Below are 21,938 nucleotides of genomic sequence, written 5' to 3' on the forward strand. Positions count from 1 at the left end.
CGTACCCCTGTCCGTGCGCCGGTGCGGCACCACCGCGACGGCGAGCTTGCGCTCAGACCAGGGCAGCTTCGGCCGCGGCCAGGAACGCGTCGTTCTCGGCCGGGGTGCCGATGGTGACCCGCACGCCGTCCCCGGCGAACGGCCGCACGATCACCCCGCGCGCCTCGCACGCCTTGCCGAACGCCACGGCCCGCTCGCCCAGCGGCAGCCAGACGAAGTTGGCCTGGCTCGTCGGCACCTCGGGCACGAGCTTGCGCAGCGCCTCGGTGACCCGGTCCCGCTCGGCGACGACCAGGGCACAGCGGCGCTCCATCTCCGCCACCTGGGTCAGCGCGGCGAGCGCCCCGGCCTGGGCCGCCGTGCTGCTGGAGAACGGGGTCGCCACCTTGCGGATGGCGGCGGCCACCACCGGCTGGGCAACCAGCCAGCCCATCCGCAGCCCGGCGAGCCCCCACGCCTTCGACAGCGTGCGCAGCACCGCCACGTTGGGCCGGTCCAGGTAGTCGAGACCGTCCGGTACCTCGGGGTCGGTGACGAACTCCCGGTACGCCTCGTCGATCACCACCAGCACGTCGTCCGGCACCGCGTCGAGGAACCGGTCCAGCTCGGCCCGGCGCACCGCCGTACCCGTCGGGTTGTTCGGGTTGCAGACGAAAATCACCCGGGTCCGGTCGGTCACCGCCGCGGCCATCGCCGCCAGGTCGTGCCCGTGCCCGGCGTCGTTGGGCACCCGCACGCTTGTCGCGCCGCTGGTCGCCACGATGATCGGGTACGCCTCGAAGGACCGCCACGAGTAGAGCACCTCGTCGCCGGGCAGGCAGGTGGCCCGCACCAGATGCTCGGCGAGTGCCACCGAACCACAGCCGGTGGCGATCCGGTCGGCGTCCACCCCGTACCGCTGGGCCAGCGCGTCCCGCAGCGCGACCACGCCCATGTCCGGGTAGCGGTGCGAGGTGGTGATCGCCTCGGTGACCGCCTCCACCACACCGGGCAGCGGCCCGTACGGCACCTCGTTGCTGGCCAGCTTGATGGCCTCCGGCAGGCCCAACTCCCGGGCCAGGTCGGCGGGGCTGCGCCCCGGCACGTAGCTGGGCAGCGCGTCCAGGTCGGCGCGGGTCAGCCGCAGCGCCGGCTGGTGACGTCCAGAGTCGGTCATGGGGTGTCTCCCGGGGGCTGGTTGCGGTCGTTCGAGGGGGCGGGATCGGTGCGGTAGGGGACTTCGACGACCACTGTCTGCGCGCGCTTGTCGTGCAGCGCCTGGCGCAGGGGGTGGTCGAAGAGGGGAGAGAGCGCGTCGACCAGTTGCAGCACCAGGCCGAGCCCGAGGCAGTACCAGAGCAGAGTTGGCAGGCCCAGCGTGCTCCACCGGCTCAGCGCCCGGCGGAAGCCCAACGGTTGATCGGCGGTCATCGGCACCGCCCGGATCCGCATCACCCGCTTGCCGATGGTCTGCCCGCCGGAGGCCATGGTCGGCACCTCGTACGCCAGCCAGAGCGCGGTGGCGATCAGCAGGATCGCCACCAGCAGAGACCCGGCCTGCTCGCCGGGCATCGGCAGGTTGTCGGCGGAGGTGTCGCCCCGCGCCGCGCGCCGGAAGACCTCCTGCCAGTACGGCGTCCACTCCTGCGCCCAGCGCCAGACGAACCAGCCGTTGACGACGACGTTCAGCGCGAAGACGAGGCCGAAGTCGATCAGCCGGGCGACGAACCTACGGCCGTAGCCGGCCAACCGGTGGCCGTGCGGTCGCGGCTCCGCCGGCCGTCCGGGCCAGCCGGGGTGACCAGCCTGAGGCGCCCAGCCGGGCGGAGTGCCCTGCGGCGCCCAGCCGGGCGGAGTGCCTTGCGGCGCCCAGCCGGGCGGAGTGCCCTGCGGGCCCCAGCCCGGACCGGGTCCAGGCTGAGGGCCGTACCCCGGGGGTGGGCCCTGCTGCGGCGACCAGCCCGGCGCGGGTGGTGCCGAGCCGGGGGTGGTCGACGCCGCGGGCTCTGCCGGACTGACCGGCGCGGGCGGCGGCTCGGCCGGCGGCGGACCGTCCGGCGGAGTCGCGTCGACGGGAATGGGCGCACCGAGCCAACCCTCGCCGTCCCAGTAACGCCGGGTCTCGGTGTCGGCGGGGTCGACGTACCAACCAGGTTGCACGCTCACGCCGTCGCTCCGCTTCGCTTGCTCACGGAGACACCTTAACGACGACGGCCTCGGCCAACTCGTGATGGAGGCGGTGTGGTCCGGGCTGCGGCGCGACGCCGCCGGTGGTGGGTAGGGGCCCACCGACCGGCGGCGTCGGGTACGACAGAGGTTGCGTCACGCTCGCAAGTGTTACAGGTTGCCGCGGGCTTCCTGCTCTCGCTCGATCGCCTGGAAGAGCGCCTTGAAGTTGCCCTTGCCGAAGCCCAGCGAGCCGTGCCGCTCGATCAGCTCGAAGAAGACCGTCGGACGGTCCTGCACCGGCTTGGTGAAGATCTGGAGCAGGTAGCCGTCCTCGTCCCGGTCGACCAGGATCTTGCGGGCCTTCAGCTCCTCGATCGGCACCCGCACGTTGCCGATGCGGGCGCGCAGCTCCGGGTCCTCGTAGTACGAGTCCGGGGTGTCCAGGAACTCCACACCGGCCGAGCGCATCGCGTCGACGCTGGCCAGGATGTCGTTCGTGGCGACGGCGATGTGCTGGGCGCCCGGGCCCTGGTAGAACTCCAGGTACTCGTCGATCTGGGACTTCTTGCGGGCGATCGCCGGCTCGTTGAGCGGGAACTTCACCTTGCGGGTGCCGTTCGCCACGACCTTGCTCATCAGCGCCGAGTAGTCGGTGGCGATGTCGTCGCCGATGAACTCCGCCATGTTGGAGAAGCCCATCACCCGCTTGTAGAACTCCACCCACTCGTCCATCCGGCCCAGCTCCACGTTGCCGACCACGTGGTCGACGGCCTGGAAGAAGCGCTTCGGCTGGATGCCGGCGTCGATCATCGGCTGCCGGTCGACGATCGGGCCCCGGGCCACGAAGCCGGGCAGGAACGGGCCGGTGTAGCGGGACCGGTCGACGAGCGTGTGCCGGGTGTCGCCGTACGCGGCGATGGCGGCCATCCGGACCGTGCCGTGCTCGTCGCTCACCTCGTGCGGCTCGACGACGCCGGTGGCGCCCTGCGCGACGGCGTGCGCGTACGCGGCGTCGACGTCCGGCACCTCCAGCGCGATGTCGCTGACCCCGTCGCTGTGCTTCGCCACGTGCTCGGTGCCGTCGGCGTCCGGGCGCACCGCGCCGGTCAGCACGAACCGGGCCGAGCCGCTGGTCAGCACGTACTGGGCGTGGTCCCGGTAGCCCTGCTCGGGGCCGCGGTACGCCACGCAGGTCATGCCGAACGCGGTGGAGTAGTAGTGGGCGGCCTGCTTGGCGTTGCCGACCAGGAAGTGCACGTGGTCGAGGCCCCGGACCGGGAACGGGTCGTGGCTGATGTCGTGGTCGACAGCGCCGACGAGCCGGTCGATGTCGACGTCCTCGGTCGACTGGGGTCGGTCGATCGCCTGGGTCATGGTGGACTCCCTCGCGTACCGGCCGGCCTTGTGGGCCGCCGTGGTCGGTTCTTGTGGCGAGGATCGCTGCCCCGGCATGGGGTGGGCAACTGTTGCCAGAAAGGCTGGTCAGGTTGCGCATTCGGTATGGTATTCACCCATGAATGGTGAGCAGAATGTACAGCTCGACGGGCTCGACGTGCGCTTGATCGAACTGCTCGCCGAGGAGCCTCGGATCGGGGTGCTGGAGTGTTCCCGGCGGCTCGGCGTGGCCCGGGGCACCGTGCAGGCGAGGCTGGACAAGCTCGTCGAGCGGCGGGTCATCGAGGGCTTCGGCCCCGAGATCGCGCCGGCCGCGATCGGGTTCGGGGTGACCAGCTTCGTCACCCTGGAGATCAGTCAGCGGCACGGCCACGACCCGGTCACCGCGCACCTCGCCGCCATCCCCGAGGTGCTGGAGGCGCACACCATCACCGGCTCCAGCGACCTGCTCTGCCGGATCGTGGCCCGCTCCAACACCGACCTGCAACGGGTCATCGACCAGATCGTCTCGTCCGCGGGCATCACCCGGGCCTCGACGATCATCGCGTTGGCCGAGCAGATTCCCTACCGCACGCTTCCGTTGGTGCGCAGCGCCGTTCGGGCCGAGGGAAGGGCGCTGTAACACCTCTGAGCCCAGAAAGCGCGGCGACACGGCGGCGCGAGCGTACGGAAGATCCGTGATCGTGGCTACGGTGTGCGGTGTGGCGAAGGGGAGCGTGCGCGGGGGGCTGCTGCTCGGCCTCGCCGTGGTCGTCGCGCTCGCCGCGACCGGCGTGTGGAACCCGTTCCCCAGCCTCTGGGACTGGGTGGACCGCAGCGAACCCATCTCCGAGCCGGACGTGGTCTGGCAGCAACGGGTCGGCGGCACTCCGCGCAGCGTGACCATCGCCGGCGACGCCGTCGTGGTCGAGCAGCGCACCCGGGTCGAGGCTCGCAGCCTGGCCACCGGCGCCAAGCTCTGGGAGCGCAAGGCGGACTGGGCGGCGGTCGCCGGCGGCGACCGCGACCCCGTCGTGGCCGTGGGCAAGCTCCTGGTCAAGGGGTACGAGCTGCTCGACCCGACGACCGGGGTGACCCGGCGACGTGACGATGACGCGGTGGCCGTGTGGACGTACCGCAATCTGCTCCTCGACGCCCGGTGCACGGACGCCACCGACTGCACCCTGAGCGCCTGGGACCCGCGGGGCACCGCGCCGCTCTGGACGGCCTTCCTGCCCGGGGTGCACAGCGGTCTGCTCGCCGACAACCCGGGTCTGCGCGGCACCCGCCGGCTCACCGCCACCCGGATCGACGACGGGGTGGCCGGGGCGGAGGCCGCGCCACCGCTGCTCGGCTTCCCGGTCGACGGTCGGGTCCACGTGGTCGACACCGCCACCGGCCGGGTGTTGCAGAACGTCGAGCCCAGCCGGGACGAGCGGCTCTCCGTGGTGGGCGGCCGGCTGCTGCGGATCGCCGCCCGCTCCCAGGACGGCACCTGCTACTTCGCCATCTCCGCCCGGGACTCGGCGACCGGGCAGGAGGCCTGGCAGCGGGCAGGCGTCAACCTGCGTACCGCCGACTCCGCCGGCTGCGTGCAACGCGAGGACCCGCAGGGTGCGCGGAACGTGCTGATCGGCGTCGCACCGGACGGCCGCGAGGCGGTCATCGACGGGTACGACGGGCGGCTGCTCTGGGTCGGTGAGCCGGGCACCAAGTTGATCGCGGTGGACGACCGTTCGGCGGTGTTCCGGTCCGCCGACAAGCGGTCGGTCATCGCCCGTGAGCTGGGCACCGAGAAGGTGCTCTGGACGCGACCGGCCAGCGGCAAGGCCGGGGCCGCACTCACCCCGTACGCGGCGGTGGTGGCCGACGAGAAGCCGTCCCGGCTGGTAGCACTGGACCCGCGCACCGGCCGGGAGTTGGCCGCCCTGCGCACCTCGGCGAACGCCCTCGCGGTCGGGTCGCAGGGCATGATCATTGGCGAGGGGCGGGAGATCGGATACGTCCGCTTCGGCGCGTCCGGAAGCTCGCCCAACCGCCCACCCGGCGACGGTGGGAATCCCGGGCCGGGCGCCACCGGCCCCGGCGCGCCGAACAACGGCGACTGCGGGCCGAAGGGTGAACTCTGCCCCGACCCGGACGGCGGCAAGGACGGCTGAGCGGGCGGTTCTGGACGGCGGCGAGGCCCAGCACGCTCGGTGGATGAGAGCGGCGTCCCAGGACCCGCCCGGCGGGTGGGAGTGATCGGCCGGTCTGCCCTAGGCTTGCCGCTCATGAGCAGTGCCGCCGCATTCTCGTACGCCCCTCTGCTGCCGACCGGCCCGGACCAGACGGACTATCGCCTGGTCACCGACGAGGGCGTGGACGTCGTACACGGCCCGGGAGGCCGCCGGTTCCTCACCGTGGAACCGTCCGCGCTCACCGCGCTGACCGCCGAGGCGATGCACGACATCGCGCACTTCCTGCGCCCCGCGCACCTGGCGCAACTCCGGTCGATCATCGACGACCCGGCCGCCTCGCCGAACGACCGGTTCGTCGCGCTGGACCTGCTGCGCAACGCCAACATCGCCGCCGGCGGTGTCCTGCCCATGTGCCAGGACACCGGCACCGCCATCGTGATGGGCAAACGCGGTCGGCACGTGCTGACCGACGGCGGCGACGCGGAGGCCATCTCCCGGGGCGTCTACCAGGCGTACACGAAGCTCAATCTGCGCTACTCCCAGCTCGCCCCGCTGACCATGTGGGACGAGCGGAACACCGGCAGCAACCTGCCCGCCCAGGTGGACCTGTACGCCGAGGACCCGGACGGGCACCCCGACGCGTACAAGTTCCTGTTCATGGCCAAGGGCGGCGGCTCGGCCAACAAGTCGTACCTCTACCAGGAGACGAAGGCGCTGCTCAACCCGACCCGGATGATGCAGTTCCTGGAGGAGAAGCTGCGGCTGATCGGCACCGCCGCCTGCCCGCCGTACCACCTGGCCATCGTCATCGGCGGCACCTCCGCCGAGTACGCGCTGAAGACCGCGAAGTACGCCAGCGCCAAGTACCTCGACGCTCTGCCCACCTCGGGTTCGATGAGCGCGCACGGCTTCCGCGACCTGGAGCTGGAGGCGGAGGTGCTGGAGCTGACCCGCAACTTCGGCATCGGCGCGCAGTTCGGTGGGCGGTACTTCTGCCACGACGTACGGGTGGTTCGGCTGCCCCGGCACGGCGCGTCCTGCCCGGTGGCGATCGCCGTCTCCTGCTCGGCGGACCGCCAGGCCGTCGCCAAGATCACCCCGTCGGGTGTGTGGCTGGAGCGGCTCGAAACCGACCCGGCGCGGTTCATGCCCGACGTGACCGACGATTCGCTCGACGCCGAGCTTGTCGTCCGGGTCGACCTGAACCGGCCGATGGACGAGATCCGCGCCGAGCTGTCGAAGTACCCGGTGAAGACGCGCCTCTCACTCTCCGGGCCGCTCGTGGTCGCCCGGGACATCGCCCACGCCAAGATCGCCGAGCGGTTGGACGCCGGTGAGCCGATGCCGCAGTACCTGCGGGACCACGCGGTCTACTACGCCGGCCCGGCGAAGACCCCCGAGGGGTACGCGTCCGGCTCGTTCGGCCCGACCACCGCCGGCCGAATGGACGCCTACGTGGAGAAGTTCCAGGCCGCCGGCGGCTCGCAGGTGATGCTGGCCAAGGGCAACCGCTCCGGTCAGGTGACCCGCTCCTGCCAGCAGCACGGCGGCTTCTACCTCGGTTCGATCGGCGGCCCCGCAGCCCGCCTCGCCCAGGACTGCATCAAGCACGTCGAGGTGCTCGAATACGCGGAGCTGGGCATGGAGGCGGTCTGGAAGATCGAGGTCGAGGACTTCCCCGCCTTCATCGTGGTCGACGACAAGGGCAACGACTTCTTCGCCGAGGTCACCAAGCCGGTGCTCACCGTCGGGCGCCGCTGACCCGACAGGTACGCGAAGGGGTGCCGGGCGAATCCGCCCGGCACCCCTTCCGTCGTCTGTGCTCTGCCGACATCGGTACGCCCGCCCCGCTGGGGAGGGACGGGCGCACCGCCCCCGTCGGATGCCGTCACCGACAACCCGAATTGATTCTGCTGGGCACCGCTGTCGATCCGCTCTCAGATCGCTATCGCCTGGCCGAGGCGATCTGTTACCACCGGACTACTCTGCTGGAAGTTGCACCACGGAAGCGGGAGAGTAGATGCGGTTCGGGATCCTGGGGCCCCTGCGGGTGGGCGGTGGCGAGTCCACTGTCACCGCGGGACGCGACCGGATCGTGCTCGCCATGCTGCTGCTCCGGGCCGGCCGGCTCGTGCCGGTCGACGAGCTGATCGACGCGGTCTGGGAGGAGCGCCCGCCAGCCACCGCCCGAGCCCAGTTGCAGACCTGCGTGTCGCGGTTGCGTCGCCGCTTCACCGAGCTGGGGCTCGCCCCGGAGACCATCATCACCGATCCGGTCGGGTACGGCGTCCGCACCGCCCCGAACGACCTGGACGCCGAGGTCTTCACCCGTAACGTCGAAGCGGCCCGTGCCGCCGTCGCCGCCGGACGGCTGGCCGAGGCGAGTGAGCGGTTCCGCGCCGCGCTGGCACTGTGGCGCGGGCCGGCGCTCGGCGGCATTCCGAGCCGCAGCGTGCGCCGCCGGGCGCAGACGCTCGACGAGCAGCGTCTCACCGCGCTGGAGGAGTGTGTCGACGTCGAGCTGCGCCTCGGGCGGGCTGCGGAGCTGATCGAGGAGCTGACCGAGAGCGTCGATCAGCATCCGCTGCGGGAGCGTCTGCGCGGCCAACTGATGCTGGCGCTGTCCTCTGTCGGTCGGCAGGCCGACGCGCTCGCCGTCTACCGGGAGGGCCGGCGGTTCTACGCCGACGAGCTGGGCATCGAGCCGGGCGCCGCGTTGCAGGAGCTGCACCAGCGCGTACTCGCCGGCGACCTGGCCCTGGCCGGTCGGGAAGCGCGGCCGATCGCTCCGGTTCGCTCGCTGCCCCGGGCGATCGGCGACTTCACCGGTCGCCAGCAGACGCTGGCCCGCCTGGTCAAGGATGTGGAGGCCGGCGCGCGGATCCAGCTTATCGACGGTATGGCCGGTAGCGGCAAGACCACGCTGGCGGTGCACGTCGCCACCGCACTCGTGGACAACTATCCGGACGCCCAGCTCTACATCGATCTGCACGGCCACAGCGAACGCGCCCCGTTGACGGCGTCCGCGGCGGTGGCCACCCTCCTGAGGCAGCTCGGTGTGCCTGCCGACCGGGTGCCGACGAACCAGGACGACCGGTTGGCGCTCTGGCGCACGGAACTGGCCGGCCGGCGGGCCCTGCTGGTGTTGGACAACGCCGCCACCGCCGACCAGGTGACACCGTTGCTGCCCAACGGCTCGCACTGTCTGGTCCTGGTCACCAGCCGTCGCCGGCTGGTGGGTGTGGACGAGGGACGACCATTCTCGCTGCCGGTGCTCGACCCGGACGAGGCGGTCGAACTACTGGGGCGGGTGGTCGGTCCCGACCGGGTCGCCGCCGAACCGGAGGCGGCAGCCGAGGTCGTCCGCCGCTGCGGGCACCTACCGCTCGCCATCCGGCTGGCCGGCGCTCGACTGGCCCATCGGCCCCACTGGCGCATCGCCGACCTCGCGGAGCGGCTGTCGAGCCGACCCGATCCGTTGGCCGAGTTCGAAGCGGGTGAACGGTCCGTCGGGCGGGCCTTCGCCCTGTCGTACGCCCAGGTGTCGCCATCGGCGCAGCGCGCGTTCCGGCTGCTGGGCCTGCACCCGGGCGTACGGTTCGACACCTCGGTCGCCGCCGTCCTCGCCGAGCTGTCCCTCCCTGGTGCGCAGGATCTGCTGGACGAGTTGGTCGACGCGCACCTGGTGGAGGAGGTGGAGCAGGATCGGTACCGGTTGCACGACCTGGTCCGCGAGTACGCCCGGACCTTGATAGCTCACCCGGACCGGGCGGTGGAGCGCCGGGATGGCATCGAGCGTCTACTCGATCACCACCTGCAGGTCGCCATGACGATCGCCCGTAAGCGGGAACTCTCCGCCTCTCGGCCGCTGCTTGTGGCGGGCGAGCCGCTCCGCGCCGACCTGGCCGCGACCGTCGCCGAGCAGGGCGGAGCCTGGCTCGACGAGAACGTGGCCCTGTGGCCCGCCCTGGTCCGCCTGGCCGAAACGGAGAGGTTCCTTCACTACTGCTGGCAGTTGACCAGGGCGTGCTGGTACGCCCAGTTCGAGAGCGGCCGTCTCGACGAGCTGATCGAGACGCACCGTGTCGGACTGCGCGCCGCGGAGGAGTTGGGTGACGAGAGGGCGATGGCGACGCTGCTCAACTATCTCGCCTCGGCCCACTACCGGCTGGGCAACTTTCCCGAGTCGATCCGGGTGATGGAGATGTCGCTCGACATCTTCCGTCGGCTCGGTCTGCATCGCGAAGTCCGCAACACCCTCGTCAACCTGGGCACCTCGTACGGCGCCAACTTCGAATTTCAGCGGGCCCGGGATGCCTACGACGTCTCCCGGGCGCTGGCGACCCGGATGCGCGACAACGACGCGCTGGCGAACGAACTCAACAACCTGTCGTTGAGCTTGCTGCTGTGGGGTCGGCTCGACGAGGCGGTGTTCACGGCCCGCAAGCACCTGATTGTCGCCCGCGAGATCGGCGACCCGCGCCGCATCGCCAACGCCATCGGGCACCTCGGGATGGCCCGGCACCGGATGGGTGACGTGGGGCCTGCCGGCCGGTTGCTGCGGGCGGCGCTGCGCCTGAAACGGCAGGTGGGCGCCCGGTTCGGCGAAGGCGAGGTATTGAACGAGATCGGGATGATGGAACGCGAGGCCGGCCGTCCGGAGTTGGCGGCTGACCTGCACCGCTCGGCGCTCGTCGCGATGACCGAGGTGGGGGACCGCGTCGCCCAGTGCGGCTCGCGCAACCTGCTGGCCCGGGCCATCCTGGCCCAGGGCGATGTGACAAGTGCCCTCGACCTGTACCGCCGGGTACTCGCCGACGCGACCCAGCTGGGCGCTCGCTACGAGCAGGGCCGGGCGCTGGAGGGCATCGGCCGGTGCCTGCGGACGGGCGACCCGACGGCGGCCCGCGCGCACCTGACCCGGGCGCTGTCCCTGTACCGGCAGATCGACGTGCCGGACCGGCACGAGGTGGAGCGGCTGCTCGCCGAGTTGGGCTGACGGATCATCTGCGGTTCGGCGACGGGCGCGGCAGGATGGTACGCGTGACGACTCCAGAGGCGACCGGTTACCGGATCGAACGCGACTCGATGGGCGAGGTGGAGGTGCCCGCCGAGGCGCTGTGGCGGGCGCAGACCCAGCGTGCGGTGCAGAACTTCCCGATCTCCGGCCGGGGCCTCGAACCGGCCCAGATCAAGGCCCTCGCCCAGATCAAGGGCGCGGCGGCCGAGGTCAACGGCGAGCTGGGCGTGATCGACGCGAACGTGGCCGCCGCCATCGCCGCCGCCGCCGCCCACGTGGCCGACGGTGGTTACGACGACCAGTTCCCGGTGGACGTGTTTCAGACCGGCTCGGGCACGTCGTCGAACATGAACGCCAACGAGGTGATCGCCACCCTGGCGAGCCGTGAGCTGGGCGCGCCGGTGCACCCGAACGACCAGGTCAACGCCTCCCAGTCGAGCAACGACGTGTTCCCGTCGTCGATCCACCTGGCCGCTACCCAGTTCATCGTGGAGGACCTGCTGCCCTCGCTGAACCACCTCGCCACGGCGTTGGAGGCCAAGGCGGCGGAGTTCGAGACGGTGGTCAAGGCCGGGCGTACGCACCTGATGGACGCCACGCCGGTCACCCTCGGCCAGGAGTTCGGTGGGTACGCCGCCCAGGTCCGCTACGGCATCGAACGGCTGGAGGGCCCGCTGCCCCGGCTCGCCGAACTGCCGCTGGGCGGCACCGCCGTGGGTACCGGGATCAACACCCCGCTCGGTTTCGCCGCCGCCGTGATCGGCAGGCTGCGCGAGTCGACCGGGTTGCCATTGTCCGAGGCGCGCAACCACTTCGAGGCGCAGGGCGCCCGCGACGCGCTGGTGGAGACGTCGGGGCAACTGCGGACCATCGCCGTGGGCCTCTACAAAATCGCGAACGACATCCGCTGGATGGGTTCCGGCCCCCGGGCCGGTCTCCGTGAACTGCGCATCCCCGACCTCCAGCCCGGCTCGTCGATCATGCCGGGCAAGGTCAACCCGGTGGTCGCCGAGGCAATGCGGCAGGTCTGCGCCCAGGTGATCGGCAACGACGCGACAGTCACCTTCGCCGGTTCGCAGGGTGACTTCGAGCTGAACGTGATGCTCCCGGTGATGGGCCGCAATCTGCTGGAGTCGATCCGGCTGCTCTCCGCGGTGAGCCGGCTCTTCGCCGACCGGCTGGTGGTCGGCCTGGTCGCGGACGCCGAGGTCTGTCTGGCGTACGCCGAGGGCTCGCCGTCGATCGTCACCCCACTCAACCGCTACCTGGGGTACGACGAGGCCGCGTCCATCGCCAAGGAGGCGCTGGCCAAGCAGACCTCGATCCGTGAGGTGGTGATCTCCCGAGGGCATGTCGACTCCGGCAAGCTCACCGAGACCCAGCTCGACGAAATCCTGGACCTACTCCGCATGACCCACCCCTGATCCGCCCGCTGCCGCTGCCGCTGCTTGCCCTGCCTGCCTGCCTTGCCCCTGCCCGCCTGCCCTGCCTGCCCGGCCCTGCTCAGCGCAGGTGTCGTGGTCTGGCCCAGCCGAGGAATCGGGCGAACAGTGCGGCCGGGTCCGGGCCGTCGTGCGGGTTGAGCCGGTACAGGTCGGCCGCCGCGTCGAGTAGGACCGTGCACAGGTAGACGCTCAACCCGGCCTGGTCGTGCGCGTACTCCTGGCGCAGACTGAGTCGGGCGACCGGGCACGGCCACGGTGCGGCGCAGACCCGGCAGAGCCAGAGCGGGCGCAACGGCAGGTGCGGTCGACAGGGCGTCGTCGCGCGGTCGTCCGGGGCGGTCGGGGACATGGTGTTGAAGTCCTTTCGAGCTGACTCGTGTGTGGCATCACCCCGCGCCCCTGCGCCCTGCGCCAGCGCCCCGCGCCAGCGCCCCGCGCCCTGCGCCCTGCGCCCGCGCCCCGCGCCAAGATCCGAGCAACTTCCCCGATGTTGCTGCCTCCGGGACGCGCGAGGCAGCAACATCCCCGATGTTGCGCGGATCTTCCCCCGTTGATCTCGCTTCGCACCGCAAGATCGTGCTCGATCCTTGATGTAGTGGCTTCCGCCCCGCCGGGACCCCACTAGATCCAGGATCGAGCGCGATCTTGGGTGGTCTGTCGGGGGTGGGACCGCCCGGCACGGGGGAGCGGGCGGTCCCGTGCGGTGCCGCCGGGCCCGGGGGACGGGGAGCGGTGCCGCGCTTCACAGTCTGGTGATCGGACGACTACGGTCGGAAGGGTTCGACCCACCTGTCGTAGCTGCCCTGTTCCCGGGCCGCGCCGGCTCTGTTGGTCGGCTGGAGTTGATCGTCGGCGGGTTGGAGAGTGGCTGGGCATGGCCGATGGACAGATGACGGCGGCGGCGTTCCTGATCGCGGAGCTGCGCCGGGCGCGGGCGCGGCGCGGCTGGAGCCAGGACGAGTTGGCCAAGGCGGTCAACTACTCGGCGTCGATGGTCAGCGCCGTCGAGCTGGGCCAGCAGCCGCCCACCGCCAAGTACCTGGAACTGGTCGACCGGGCTCTCGAGACCGGCGGCCTCTTTGGCCGGATGTCCACCGAACTGGTCAGCCTGGACCGGACGCAGCCCTGGCTGCGGGGCTGGCGTGCGATCCTCGCGGAGGCGCGAGCCCTGCGATGGTTCGACCCGCTGCACGTCCCTGGGCTGCTGCAAACCGAAGGCTATGCCCGCGCCATCTTCGAGTCGGACCGACTGCTCGATGCCGACGAGGTTGAGCGTCGGCTGACGGACCGGATGGACAGCCAGCGGGTCCTCTACGGGGATCGCCCGCCGCACGTGGTGGCGGTGCTTGACGAGTCGGTGCTGAGGCGACGGGTCGGCGGTCGGAAGGTGATGTGCGAGCAAGCGCTGCACCTGGCGCGCTTGTCGACCGAGCATCCGCGGGTTCAACTCCATGTGGTGCCCCGCTCGGCCGAGGAGTATCCCGGCCTGAACGGCCCGTTCATCGTTGCCACCGTGGCTGACCACAGCGATCTTGCCTACCTTGGTGGCCAGATCGGCGGCCAAGAACTCGATCGGCCTGCGGATCTGTTGCGTCTACAACGGACCTGGGAAGCTACCCTCGGGCAGGCGCTGCCACCGCAGGAGTCGATCGAGTTGCTGAGGGAAGTGGCGGAGTCGTGGAGTTGACCCGAGCCCGGTGGCGTAAGAGCAGCCGGAGTGGTTCCAACGACCAGTGCGTCGAGGTGGCGACGAATCTGGGGGACGTGGTCGGGGTGCGCGACAGTAAGGACTCGGGCGGACCCGTGCTCGTTGTCGACGCGTACTCCTGGCGGCTCTTCGTGGCCGCGCTCCCGCGCTGACGCGACCGCCTCGCCCGCGACGGCGGTCGGGTTTCGGCGCAACTTCTGGGAAACTGCTGCCTCGGCGCGGCCTGAGGCAGCAGTTTCCCCGACGTTGCGCGGATCTTGGGTGGCTCGGGTAAACGGGTCGACGGCGTCACCGGGGCGGCGGGATGATCCGGGCCATGGGTGACGACGGGGCGGGTGTGCCGGCGGAGACCGAGCGGTTGCGGTTGCGGCGGCTGACGATGGCTGACGTGGACGCGCTGGTCGAGTTGGACAGCGACCCCGAGGTGATGCGTTTCCTCACCGGCGGCGTCGCGACCCCGCTGGCCACCGTGCGCGATGAGCAGTTGCCGAGGCTGCTGGCCCAGTACGACAGGCATCCCGGGCTGGGTAGGTGGGCGGCGCACGATCGGGAGTCCGGTGAGTTCCTGGGCTGGTTCGCGCTGGATCCGTCGGAGGACGGCGCCGAGGCCGAGTTGGGCTACCGGCTGCGCCGCGCGACGTGGGGGCGAGGGCTGGCCACCGAGGGGTCGCGGGCGCTGGTCCGGTACGCCTTCGACACGATCGGGGTGCGTCGGGTCTGGGCCGAGACGATGACTGTCAACGACCGGTCCCGGCGGGTGATGGCGAAGGTGGGGCTGCGTTACGTGCGGACGTTCCACGTCGAGTTCGACGACCCGATCCCGGGCACCGAGCAGGGCGAGGTGGAGTACGAGCTGCGGGCCGACGAGTGGGCGACCGCCGGTCAGGATCGGCCGGCCGCCCGGCGGGCGCGGTAGGCGGTCACCGCGGCGCGGTTGCCGCAGCCGGCCTCGCAGAACCGTCGGGACCGGTTGCGGGACAGGTCGACCACCACGTTGTCGCAATCCGGGTATTCGCAGATGCGCAGCCGGCTCAGCTCCCGTGCGCGGACCAGGTCGGCGATGGCCATCGCCGCCTCCACCGCGATGCGCGTCGCGAGTGGGGCGTCGCGGGGCACGGCGTGCAGATGGTACGGCTCGTCGTCGTGCTCGATCAGCTGCGGCAGCGCCTTGTGCTCCAGCAGCAGGCCGTTGACCACGGCGACGATCTCGGGTGGTTCGGCGTACCAGATGCGGCGCAGCTGGGGCCGCAACTCCCGGACGGCCCGCAACTCGGCGTCGGTGTGCTCGTGCCGCCCGCTGTAGGAGTGGCGGACGAAGAACGCGTCCAGCGCCGCGATGTCGGGCAGCAACTCGCCGTTGCGGCCCGCGGTGTTGACCAGCGCGGCGGCGGCGATCAGCGAACACTCAGTGTCATGAGCGAATAGCAACTTGACTCCTGTCATGGCCTCCGCCTAGCGTCATCAGCACAAGGATAGTTTGCTCATGACACGGTGCCCTTTCCGAGGAGCGCGACATGCACTCACGACCTGCTGCCGGTGTCGGGTTGGCGCTGCTCTCCGCAGTCACCTTCGCCACCTCCGGCACCTTCGCGCGATCACTCATCGCGGCCGGATGGTCGGCCGAGTCCGCGGTGATCGCCCGGGTCGGCGTGGCCGCCCTGGTGCTGGTGATCCCCGCCCTGCTGGCGCTGCGGGGCAAGTGGCACGTGCTGCGGAGCAACGCCACCGCCATCGGGATGTTCGGGCTCCTCGGGGTGGCGCTGGCCCAGGTGTGCTTCTTCAATGCCGTGCGCTATCTGCCGGTCGGCGTCGCGTTGCTGCTGGAATACCTCGGCATCATCCTCGTCGTGGTTTGGATGTGGCTGCGGCACGGGCAGCCGCCCCGCCGGCTCACCATCGCCGGGTCGGTGGCCGCGCTGGCCGGGCTGGCGTTCGTGCTCGACCTCGCCGGCACCGCCGACTTCCACCCGGTGGGCGTGCTCTGGGGGCTGGGCGCGGCGTTCGGCCTGGCCGGGTACTTCGTGCTCGCCGGTCGGGTCGACCCCCGACTGCCCTCGGTCACCATGGCCAGCGGCGGCATGGCCGTCGGCGCCGCCGTGCTGCTCCTCATCGGGCTGACCGGTCTGCTGCCGCTGCACGCGACCTTCGGCGAGGTCACCTTCGCCGGGCAGCCCACCAGCTGGTTGGTACCCATCGCCGGGCTCTCGCTGGTGGCCGCCGTCATCGCGTACCTCGCCGGGATCGCCGGCACCCGCATCCTCGGTCCCCGGCTGTCGTCGTTCGTCGGACTGACCGAGGTGCTGTTCGCGGTGCTGATCGCGTGGCTGTTCCTCGACGAGTTGCCCACGGCGTGGCAACTGTTCGGCGGTGCGCTGATCGTCGCCGGCGTCGCCCTGGTGCGCCTCGACGAGCTGCGCGGCTCGCCCTCGACGGCCGCACCGGCGGCGGCCTCGCCCGAGCCAGAGCTGGCGCTCGACGGTCGGTGAGGTTCGCGGTCGGTGGTGCTGGGCGGTGCACCGATGTTGGTGCGTCCGGCCGCTGTGTTGGACGGTCGGTTCGCTTGGCGGTCGTTGGGCTTGGCGGTCGGTGAGAGAGTGGCGTCGTGCTGACGACTGTGGTGTTCGACGCTGACGAGACGCTGCTGGACCTGCGTCCCGCGGTGACCGGCGGGCTGGTGGCCGTCCTCGACGAGATGCGGCGACGCACCCCGGCGGCGGCCGGCGTGACACTCGCTGAGCTGGAGTCGGACTGGGACGCGGTCTTCGGCGAGCTGACGGCTGCCCCGGTGATGGAGATCCGGCGCGCCGCGCTGGCCCGGTCGCTGACCCGCGCCGATTTGGCCGACCACCTGGACGAGATCGCGGACCTCTTCTTCGCCCGCCGGTTCGCCCTCACCCGGCCGTTCCCGGACGTGCCACCGGCGCTGGCCACGCTGCGCGGCCGGTACACCCTGGGTTTCGCCACCAACGGCAACAGCCGCGCCGAACGGTGCGGGCTCACCGGCGAGTTCGCCTTCGAGTTGTACGCGCACGAGAACGGCCTGCCCAAGAAGCCGGCCCCAGAGTTCTACGCAGCCGTGGTCGCGGCGGCCGGGGTGCCGGCCGGGCAGATCGTGTACGTCGGTGACTCCTGGGAGCACGACGTGGTGGCACCTCAGCGGGCCGGCCTGCGATCGGTGTGGTTGAACCGGCTCGGTCTGCCTCGCCCGCCGGGCGGTACGCCCGACGCCGAGGTGTCGAGCATGGCTGACCTGCCGGCCGCGCTCGCAGGTCTGCGCGTCGACTCGGACGGTGCTCTCGGTGCGCGTGCCGGCGTGGCCGATGCGCGTGTCTAAGTGGAGGAATTCACGGCCATAACGGGCGTTCAGCTGGCGTATTCCGACCCGGTGTTGTGTGATGGCTGCCACGTCCCTCAACGAGAGGATCCGATGTGGTGAGCAAGCGCTTCACCGCCCGTACGGTCGCGACCGCGGCAGTGCTGGCACTTACGGCTACGGGGTTGGGTGTTCCGGCCAACGCCGCGCCGAGCGACTCCCGCACCTTCACCGTCGTCGCCGAGGATGGCGTCGCCGCCGACACGGCCGTCGCCGCCATCAAGGCAGCTGGCGGCACTGTGGTGTCGCGGTCCGACGAGGTCGGCATGTTCCAGGTCAGCAGCGACCGGGCCGACTTCGCGGCCAGGGCGACCGCCGCGCCGACGCTGATCGGCGCCGCCGAGCAGAAGGCCATCGGCCGCAAGCCGAAGCTGGACCGGGTCGAGCAGGAGCACCTGCGGGCCGCTGCCGGCGCTCGTGCCGGTGCTGCCGGTGCTGCCAAGAAGGGCGCCAAGCTCGACCCGCTCGACGACAAGCTGTGGGGCCTGGAGATGATCCGGGCCGACAAGGCCCGCAAGATCGAGCCGGGCGACCGTCGGGTGACCGTCGGCGTACTGGACACCGGCGTCGACGCCAGCAACCCGGACATCGCGCCGAACTTCAACTGGTCGCTGTCGCGCAACTTCGCGCCCGACCTGACCGACGTGGACGGCCCCTGCGAGGTGGCGAGCTGCCTCGACCCGGTCGGCACCGACGACGGCGGGCACGGCACCCACGTGGCCGGCACCATCGGCGCCGCGGCCAACGGCTTCGGCCTCTCCGGTGTCGCCCCGAACGTCTCGCTGGTCGAGCTCAAGGGTGGCCAGGACTCCGGCTACTTCTTCCTCGACCCGGTGGTCAACGCCCTGGTCTACGCCGGCCGGTCCGGGATCGACGTGGTCAACATGTCGTTCTACGTCGACCCGTGGCTCTACAACTGCACCGCCAACCCGGCCGACTCGCCCGAGGACCAGGCCGAGCAGCGGGCCATCATCAAGGCGATGAAGCGGGCGCTGGTCTTCGCGCACAACAAGGGCGTCACCCTCGTCGGTGCGCTCGGCAACAACAACGAGGACCTGGGCGCACCGCGTACCGACGTCACGAGCCCGGACTACGGCGCGGACCCGTACCCGCGACCGATCGACAACGAGAGCTGCTGGGATCTGCCCACCGAGGGCCCGCACGTGATCGGCGTGTCGTCGGTCGGCCCGTCCGGCAAGAAGTCGGACTTCTCCAACTACGGCACCGAGCAGATCTCGGTCGCCGCGCCGGGTGGTTGGTTCCGGGACGGCTTCGGCACCGACACCTTCCGTACCGACGCCAACCTGATCCTCTCCTCGTACCCGAAGCATGTGCTTCAGGAGGAAGGATCGGTCGACGCTGACGGCAACATCGTCGCCGGCTTCGAGGATTCGGTCTTCAAGCAGTGCAAGGCCAACGGTGAGTGCGGCTACTACACGTACCTGCAGGGCACCTCGATGGCGTCCCCGCACGCCGCAGGTGTCGCTGCGCTGATCGTCAGCCGGTACGGCAAGGCGCAGGGTCGGACTGGCTTCGGGATGTCGCCGGACCAGGTCGAGCAGCACCTCTACCGCACGGCCGCCGAGCACGCGTGCCCGGAGCCGCGCCTCCAGCAGTACCGCAACGAGGGCCGGGACGAGACCTACGACGCGTACTGCGCCGGTGGGGTCAACTTCAACGGCTTCTACGGCTACGGGATCGTCGACGCCTACTCGGCGGTGAAGACCCCGCTCAAGCCGAACGCCCGCCCGTAACGCACATTGCGCTGCGGAGGTGGCCCAACCGCCACCACCCTCCGGGGCCCGGTCGACACTCGTCGACCGGGCCCTGCGGTCGTCCGGGCCTGTCGTTTTGGCCCTGTGCTCGTCGTGGCCCTGTCGTCGTGGGCCCAGTGCTGGTCGGGGCCTGTCGTTTTCGCCTGCGGTCGTCCTGGCCTCTCGTCCTGGCCATGCGGTCGTTCGGGCCTGTCGTGCTGGCCCTGTGCTCGTCGGGGCCTGTCGACCGGGCCCTGCCGTCGTCGGGGCCTGTCGTTCTGGCCACGGCCGTCGTCGTCCGAGCCTGGTGCTCGCCGTCCCAGGCCCGGCTTCCGAGGCCCGGCGTTCGGCCTCGGTCATGATCGACTCGGGTTTCTTGAAGGCGCGGTGTCGGTGCCTGAAGGATGGCGCGGTTTCCAGAAACCCGAGATGATCATGGTCAACTGGGCGACCCCCGTCGCCATCCGCGGCTGACCAGCGCGTTGCGTACCTCTCGAAGCACCGCCGGGAACTCGCCGTGCAGCCGTCGACTGGTCACGTGCAGGACCAGCCAACCCGCGCCGACCAGCTGATTCAGCCGACGGCGGTCGCGGTGCAGCTGCTCCGCGTCGGAGTGCCACGTCCCGTCGTACTCGACCGCTACCCGATATTGCGGCCAGGCCAGATCCGAGTGCAGAACAACGCCGACGGGCAGGCGTATCGGATGTTGAACCGCTGGGCGCGGTAGCCCGCCCAGCACCAACCGCACGCGTAGGTGTGACTCCGGCGGAGACTCGGCTCCGCCGTCGGCCAGGTCGAACACCCAGCGGGCTCGTCGTCCACCCGGCCGGTCAGCATTGCTGGCAGCCACGGCGGCCAGGGTGTCGCGATCGGCCAGCCCCTGCCCGAGCAGCGAGTCGACGATGGCGACCGCCCGGACCGGGTCGAGCCAGACGGCCGTCTCCCAGGCGGCCCGCCCGGGATCGGACCGGGGGATCGGGAGGTCCCGCTCCCTGGGCCTGAACGTGCTGGCCGCCGCCCACCCATCGCCCCGACTGGCCGCCACCATGCCCCCTGCTCCGACGGGAACGGCGGCCGGGCGGGACAGGTGTCGTGCTGGGCGCGGTGACATTCCGCCGGCAGGTGGGCGCCCTGCTTCCGTAGGCCGCGCTGCATCACGTGGGTTTCCAGCGCCCAACGGACGCCCTGCGTCCGGCAATCGTCCTGTGCCTGGCAATCGTCCTGTGCCTGGCAATCGTCCTGTGCCTGGCAATCGTCCTGTGCCTGGCGGTCGGCCTGCGTCCGGCGGTCGGCCTGTGCCTGGTGGTCGGCCGGCGTCCGGTGGTCGGCCGGCGTCCGGTGGTCGGCCGGCGTCCGGTGGTCGGCCGGCGTCCGGTGGTCGGCCGGCGTCCGGTGGTCGGCCTGCGGCTGATGGTTGTCTTGTGCCTGGCAGTCGTCCTGTGTTTGGTGGGGGCGCGGCCGGCTCCGCCAGCTCGCTCGCCATGAGCGGTGTGATGGCGTTGACGTGCACGCTGAGGCCGCGCTGGGGGCCGACCCGCAGCGATCGGGGCACGAGGACGTGCACATCGTCGGTGAAGCTCGCGGCGTGTTGGACGCCGTGCAGGTAGGCGGCGGACGGGCCGCCGACCACCACTCCGGGCGGTAGCCGGAGCAGGGCGGCGCGACACATGAGGGCATGGTCCCGGTCCAGCCGCGAGTCGGCGTAGATGTCGTGGCGCAACCGCACCCAGGCGGAGCTGCGCAACTGATGTTCGGTGAGCAGGCCGTCCCGGACAGCGTCGGAGCCGCGGAAGACCTGCCAGGTCAGGGCATCGGGGCGATGCGGACGTGGTGGCATACCGAGCAGCCTGCCGACCACCGGTCGACCATCGAAACCCCTGTGGACAACCCGGCCTGCGCGTGCCGCCGGACCTGTGGACAACCAGGAATCCGCCTGCCGATCGTGCTATGGACCGGCCGGATCCACCCACTGATCAGGCACTTGGGCCGCTGAGGGGCTGTGATCCACTCGCGTTTCTGAAAGTCGGGCGGTCGTTGGCCTTGGGATACCGCGACTTTCGTGAACCCGAGTCGATCAAGCCATGGCGCGCGGCGGTGGGGTGGCGCGGGGCGGTGAGGTGGCGCGGGGCGGGGCGGCGGCCGGGGGGTCAGCTGAGGGCGGTGGTGATGGCTCGAGCGGCGGCCAGCACCTGGGGGCCGATCGTGTTGACGTCCAGCGGGGCGAGCGCGACCACGCCCACGCTGGCCTCCAAGCCGGGTACGCCGAGCACCGGCGCGGCCACCCCGTACGCCCCGGACTGCAACTCCCCGCTGCTGCTCACCGGCTCCGCCACCCCGGCCCGGCCGGCCAGGATGGCCCGCCCGGCGGCTCCCCGATCCAGTGGATGCCGTGCCCCGGCCCGGTACGCGACGTGGAACGACGTCCAGCTCGGCTCGACCACGGCCAGAGCGACGCCCTCTCCACCTTCGACGACGGTCAGGTGTGCGGTCGCGCCGGCCTGCTCGGCGAGACGGCGTAGCGCGGGCAGCGCGCCCTCGGCGAGCAGTGGCTGAGCGCGTCGGGCCAGGTGCAGCAACCCGGCACCGAGGCGCAGCCGACCGGCTTCGTCGCGGCGCAGCATGCCGTGCCCGGTCAGCGCACTGACCAGCCGGTAGACGGCGGCCCGGCCGATGCCGAGCCGATTCGCGGCCTCGGTGACGGTCAGGCCGCCAGGGGCGTCGGCGACCAGGTGCAGCAGCCGCAGACCCCGGTCCAGCGTCTGCGACGTCTCCCCGCCCCGCCCCACGACCGCGTCGGCCCGCCCCGCGCCACCGTCAGCCGGCCCGAAGGCCGCTTCGGTCGAGCCGGAGGCCCGCCCGAAAATCGGGTCGGCCGGTCCGGAGGCCCGCCCGAGGGCCGGGTCGGCGGGGGCGGTGGGGTTGGCTGGCGGGTCACC

At 71.3% G+C, this 21,938-nt stretch carries 21 protein-coding genes; 13 read left to right on the forward strand and 8 right to left on the reverse strand.

Translation table 11 applies throughout. The annotated features are described in order from the left end of the window. Positions 1–52 precede the first annotated feature (52 nt). Genes hisC through hppD form a run of 4 tightly spaced genes read right to left on the reverse strand, consistent with a single transcriptional unit; the run spans position 53 to position 3,522 of the window. Complete coding sequence (gene hisC, locus ABZU52_RS01560) at positions 53–1,156, reverse strand: histidinol-phosphate transaminase (protein WP_354969147.1); 1,104 nt, start codon at positions 1,154–1,156, stop codon at positions 53–55. After that, on the reverse strand, positions 1,153–2,145 hold the full coding sequence (locus tag ABZU52_RS01565; protein ID WP_354969148.1) for an RDD family protein: 993 nt from the start codon (positions 2,143–2,145) through the stop codon (positions 1,153–1,155). Before ABZU52_RS01565 ends, hisC begins: the two co-directional genes overlap by 4 nt. A gap of 22 nt (positions 2,146–2,167) precedes the next feature. After that, entirely contained in the window at positions 2,168–2,305 is a 138-nt protein-coding gene (locus ABZU52_RS01570) for a hypothetical protein (protein ID WP_354969149.1), read from the reverse strand. An 11-nt stretch (positions 2,306–2,316) separates the two neighbouring features. Next, positions 2,317–3,522, reverse strand: a complete 1,206-nt coding sequence (gene hppD / locus ABZU52_RS01575) for a 4-hydroxyphenylpyruvate dioxygenase (protein ID WP_354969150.1) — start codon at positions 3,520–3,522, stop codon at positions 2,317–2,319. Between the two features lie 139 nt (positions 3,523–3,661). Here hppD and ABZU52_RS01580 point away from each other — a divergent pair, with 139 nt between their 5' ends. From ABZU52_RS01580 to ABZU52_RS01600, 5 genes are all read left to right on the forward strand, one after another. Then, entirely contained in the window at positions 3,662–4,165 is a 504-nt protein-coding gene (locus ABZU52_RS01580) for an Lrp/AsnC family transcriptional regulator (protein ID WP_354969151.1), read from the forward strand. Between the two features lie 79 nt (positions 4,166–4,244). After that, positions 4,245–5,681: a PQQ-binding-like beta-propeller repeat protein gene (locus ABZU52_RS01585; RefSeq protein WP_354969152.1), complete on the forward strand. Its 1,437-nt coding sequence runs from the start codon at positions 4,245–4,247 to the stop codon at positions 5,679–5,681. Between the two features lie 114 nt (positions 5,682–5,795). After that, on the forward strand, positions 5,796–7,463 hold the full coding sequence (locus tag ABZU52_RS01590) for a fumarate hydratase (RefSeq protein ID WP_354969153.1): 1,668 nt from the start codon (positions 5,796–5,798) through the stop codon (positions 7,461–7,463). A gap of 259 nt (positions 7,464–7,722) precedes the next feature. Further along, positions 7,723–10,701, forward strand: a complete 2,979-nt coding sequence (locus tag ABZU52_RS01595) for a BTAD domain-containing putative transcriptional regulator (protein WP_354969154.1) — start codon at positions 7,723–7,725, stop codon at positions 10,699–10,701. Positions 10,702–10,736: 35 nt separating this feature from the next. Next, a complete protein-coding gene (locus tag ABZU52_RS01600; RefSeq protein WP_354969155.1) occupies positions 10,737–12,146 on the forward strand; it encodes a class II fumarate hydratase in 1,410 nt (469 codons plus the stop codon). Between the two features lie 79 nt (positions 12,147–12,225). Here ABZU52_RS01600 and ABZU52_RS01605 read toward each other — a convergent pair whose 3' ends face one another. After that, positions 12,226–12,516 carry a hypothetical protein gene (locus ABZU52_RS01605; RefSeq protein ID WP_354969156.1) on the reverse strand — a complete coding sequence of 97 codons (291 nt, stop codon included), beginning with the start codon at positions 12,514–12,516 and terminating at the stop codon, positions 12,226–12,228. Between the two features lie 525 nt (positions 12,517–13,041). Here ABZU52_RS01605 and ABZU52_RS01610 point away from each other — a divergent pair. The 3 genes from ABZU52_RS01610 (at position 13,042) to ABZU52_RS01620 (ending at position 14,791) form a co-directional block, all read left to right on the forward strand. Next, positions 13,042–13,854, forward strand: coding sequence for a helix-turn-helix transcriptional regulator (locus ABZU52_RS01610; RefSeq protein ID WP_354969157.1), 813 nt, complete (start codon positions 13,042–13,044; stop codon positions 13,852–13,854). Beyond that, a complete protein-coding gene (locus ABZU52_RS01615; RefSeq protein WP_354969158.1) occupies positions 13,845–14,027 on the forward strand; it encodes a DUF397 domain-containing protein in 183 nt (60 codons plus the stop codon). The genes ABZU52_RS01610 and ABZU52_RS01615 overlap by 10 nt, the downstream gene beginning before the upstream one ends. 164 nt (positions 14,028–14,191) lie before the next feature. Then, entirely contained in the window at positions 14,192–14,791 is a 600-nt protein-coding gene (locus ABZU52_RS01620; protein WP_354969159.1) for a GNAT family N-acetyltransferase, read from the forward strand. Here ABZU52_RS01620 and ABZU52_RS01625 read toward each other — a convergent pair. Beyond that, positions 14,758–15,303: a CGNR zinc finger domain-containing protein gene (locus ABZU52_RS01625; protein ID WP_354969160.1), complete on the reverse strand. Its 546-nt coding sequence runs from the start codon at positions 15,301–15,303 to the stop codon at positions 14,758–14,760. The two genes, ABZU52_RS01620 and ABZU52_RS01625, sit on opposite strands and share 34 nt — an antisense overlap. 86 nt (positions 15,304–15,389) lie before the next feature. On the opposite strand from ABZU52_RS01625, the gene ABZU52_RS01630 reads away from it, so the two are divergent. The 3 genes from ABZU52_RS01630 to ABZU52_RS01640 all read left to right on the forward strand — a co-directional run bounded on the left by ABZU52_RS01630 (position 15,390) and on the right by ABZU52_RS01640 (position 19,002). Beyond that, the gene (locus tag ABZU52_RS01630; protein ID WP_354969161.1) at positions 15,390–16,361 is read left to right on the forward strand and encodes a DMT family transporter; all 972 of its coding nucleotides are present in this window, start codon (positions 15,390–15,392) and stop codon (positions 16,359–16,361) included. A gap of 116 nt (positions 16,362–16,477) precedes the next feature. Then, positions 16,478–17,209 carry an HAD family hydrolase gene (locus ABZU52_RS01635; RefSeq protein ID WP_354969162.1) on the forward strand — a complete coding sequence of 244 codons (732 nt, stop codon included), beginning with the start codon at positions 16,478–16,480 and terminating at the stop codon, positions 17,207–17,209. Positions 17,210–17,307: 98 nt separating this feature from the next. After that, positions 17,308–19,002: a S8 family serine peptidase gene (locus ABZU52_RS01640; RefSeq protein WP_354969163.1), complete on the forward strand. Its 1,695-nt coding sequence runs from the start codon at positions 17,308–17,310 to the stop codon at positions 19,000–19,002. A gap of 439 nt (positions 19,003–19,441) precedes the next feature. Here ABZU52_RS01640 and ABZU52_RS01645 read toward each other — a convergent pair whose 3' ends face one another. Further along, positions 19,442–20,050, reverse strand: coding sequence for a DUF559 domain-containing protein (locus ABZU52_RS01645; protein WP_354969164.1), 609 nt, complete (start codon positions 20,048–20,050; stop codon positions 19,442–19,444). A 110-nt stretch (positions 20,051–20,160) separates the two neighbouring features. On the opposite strand from ABZU52_RS01645, the gene ABZU52_RS01650 reads away from it, so the two are divergent. Together ABZU52_RS01650 and ABZU52_RS01655 are read left to right on the forward strand one after the other, a co-directional pair. Then, entirely contained in the window at positions 20,161–20,487 is a 327-nt protein-coding gene (locus ABZU52_RS01650) for a hypothetical protein (RefSeq protein WP_354969165.1), read from the forward strand. Positions 20,488–20,506: 19 nt separating this feature from the next. Next, positions 20,507–20,647 (forward strand): hypothetical protein, encoded by a 141-nt coding sequence (locus ABZU52_RS01655; RefSeq protein WP_354969166.1) that lies wholly within the window; start codon positions 20,507–20,509, stop codon positions 20,645–20,647. 502 nt (positions 20,648–21,149) lie between these two features. Here the strand turns inward: ABZU52_RS01655 and ABZU52_RS01660 are convergent. Further along, positions 21,150–21,788: a helix-turn-helix domain-containing protein gene (locus tag ABZU52_RS01660; protein WP_354969233.1), complete on the reverse strand. Its 639-nt coding sequence runs from the start codon at positions 21,786–21,788 to the stop codon at positions 21,150–21,152. Between the last annotated feature and the right edge of the window lie 150 nt (positions 21,789–21,938).

Source organism: Micromonospora sp. NPDC005220, from assembly GCF_040607895.1.
GTDB lineage: Bacteria > Actinomycetota > Actinomycetes > Mycobacteriales > Micromonosporaceae > Micromonospora.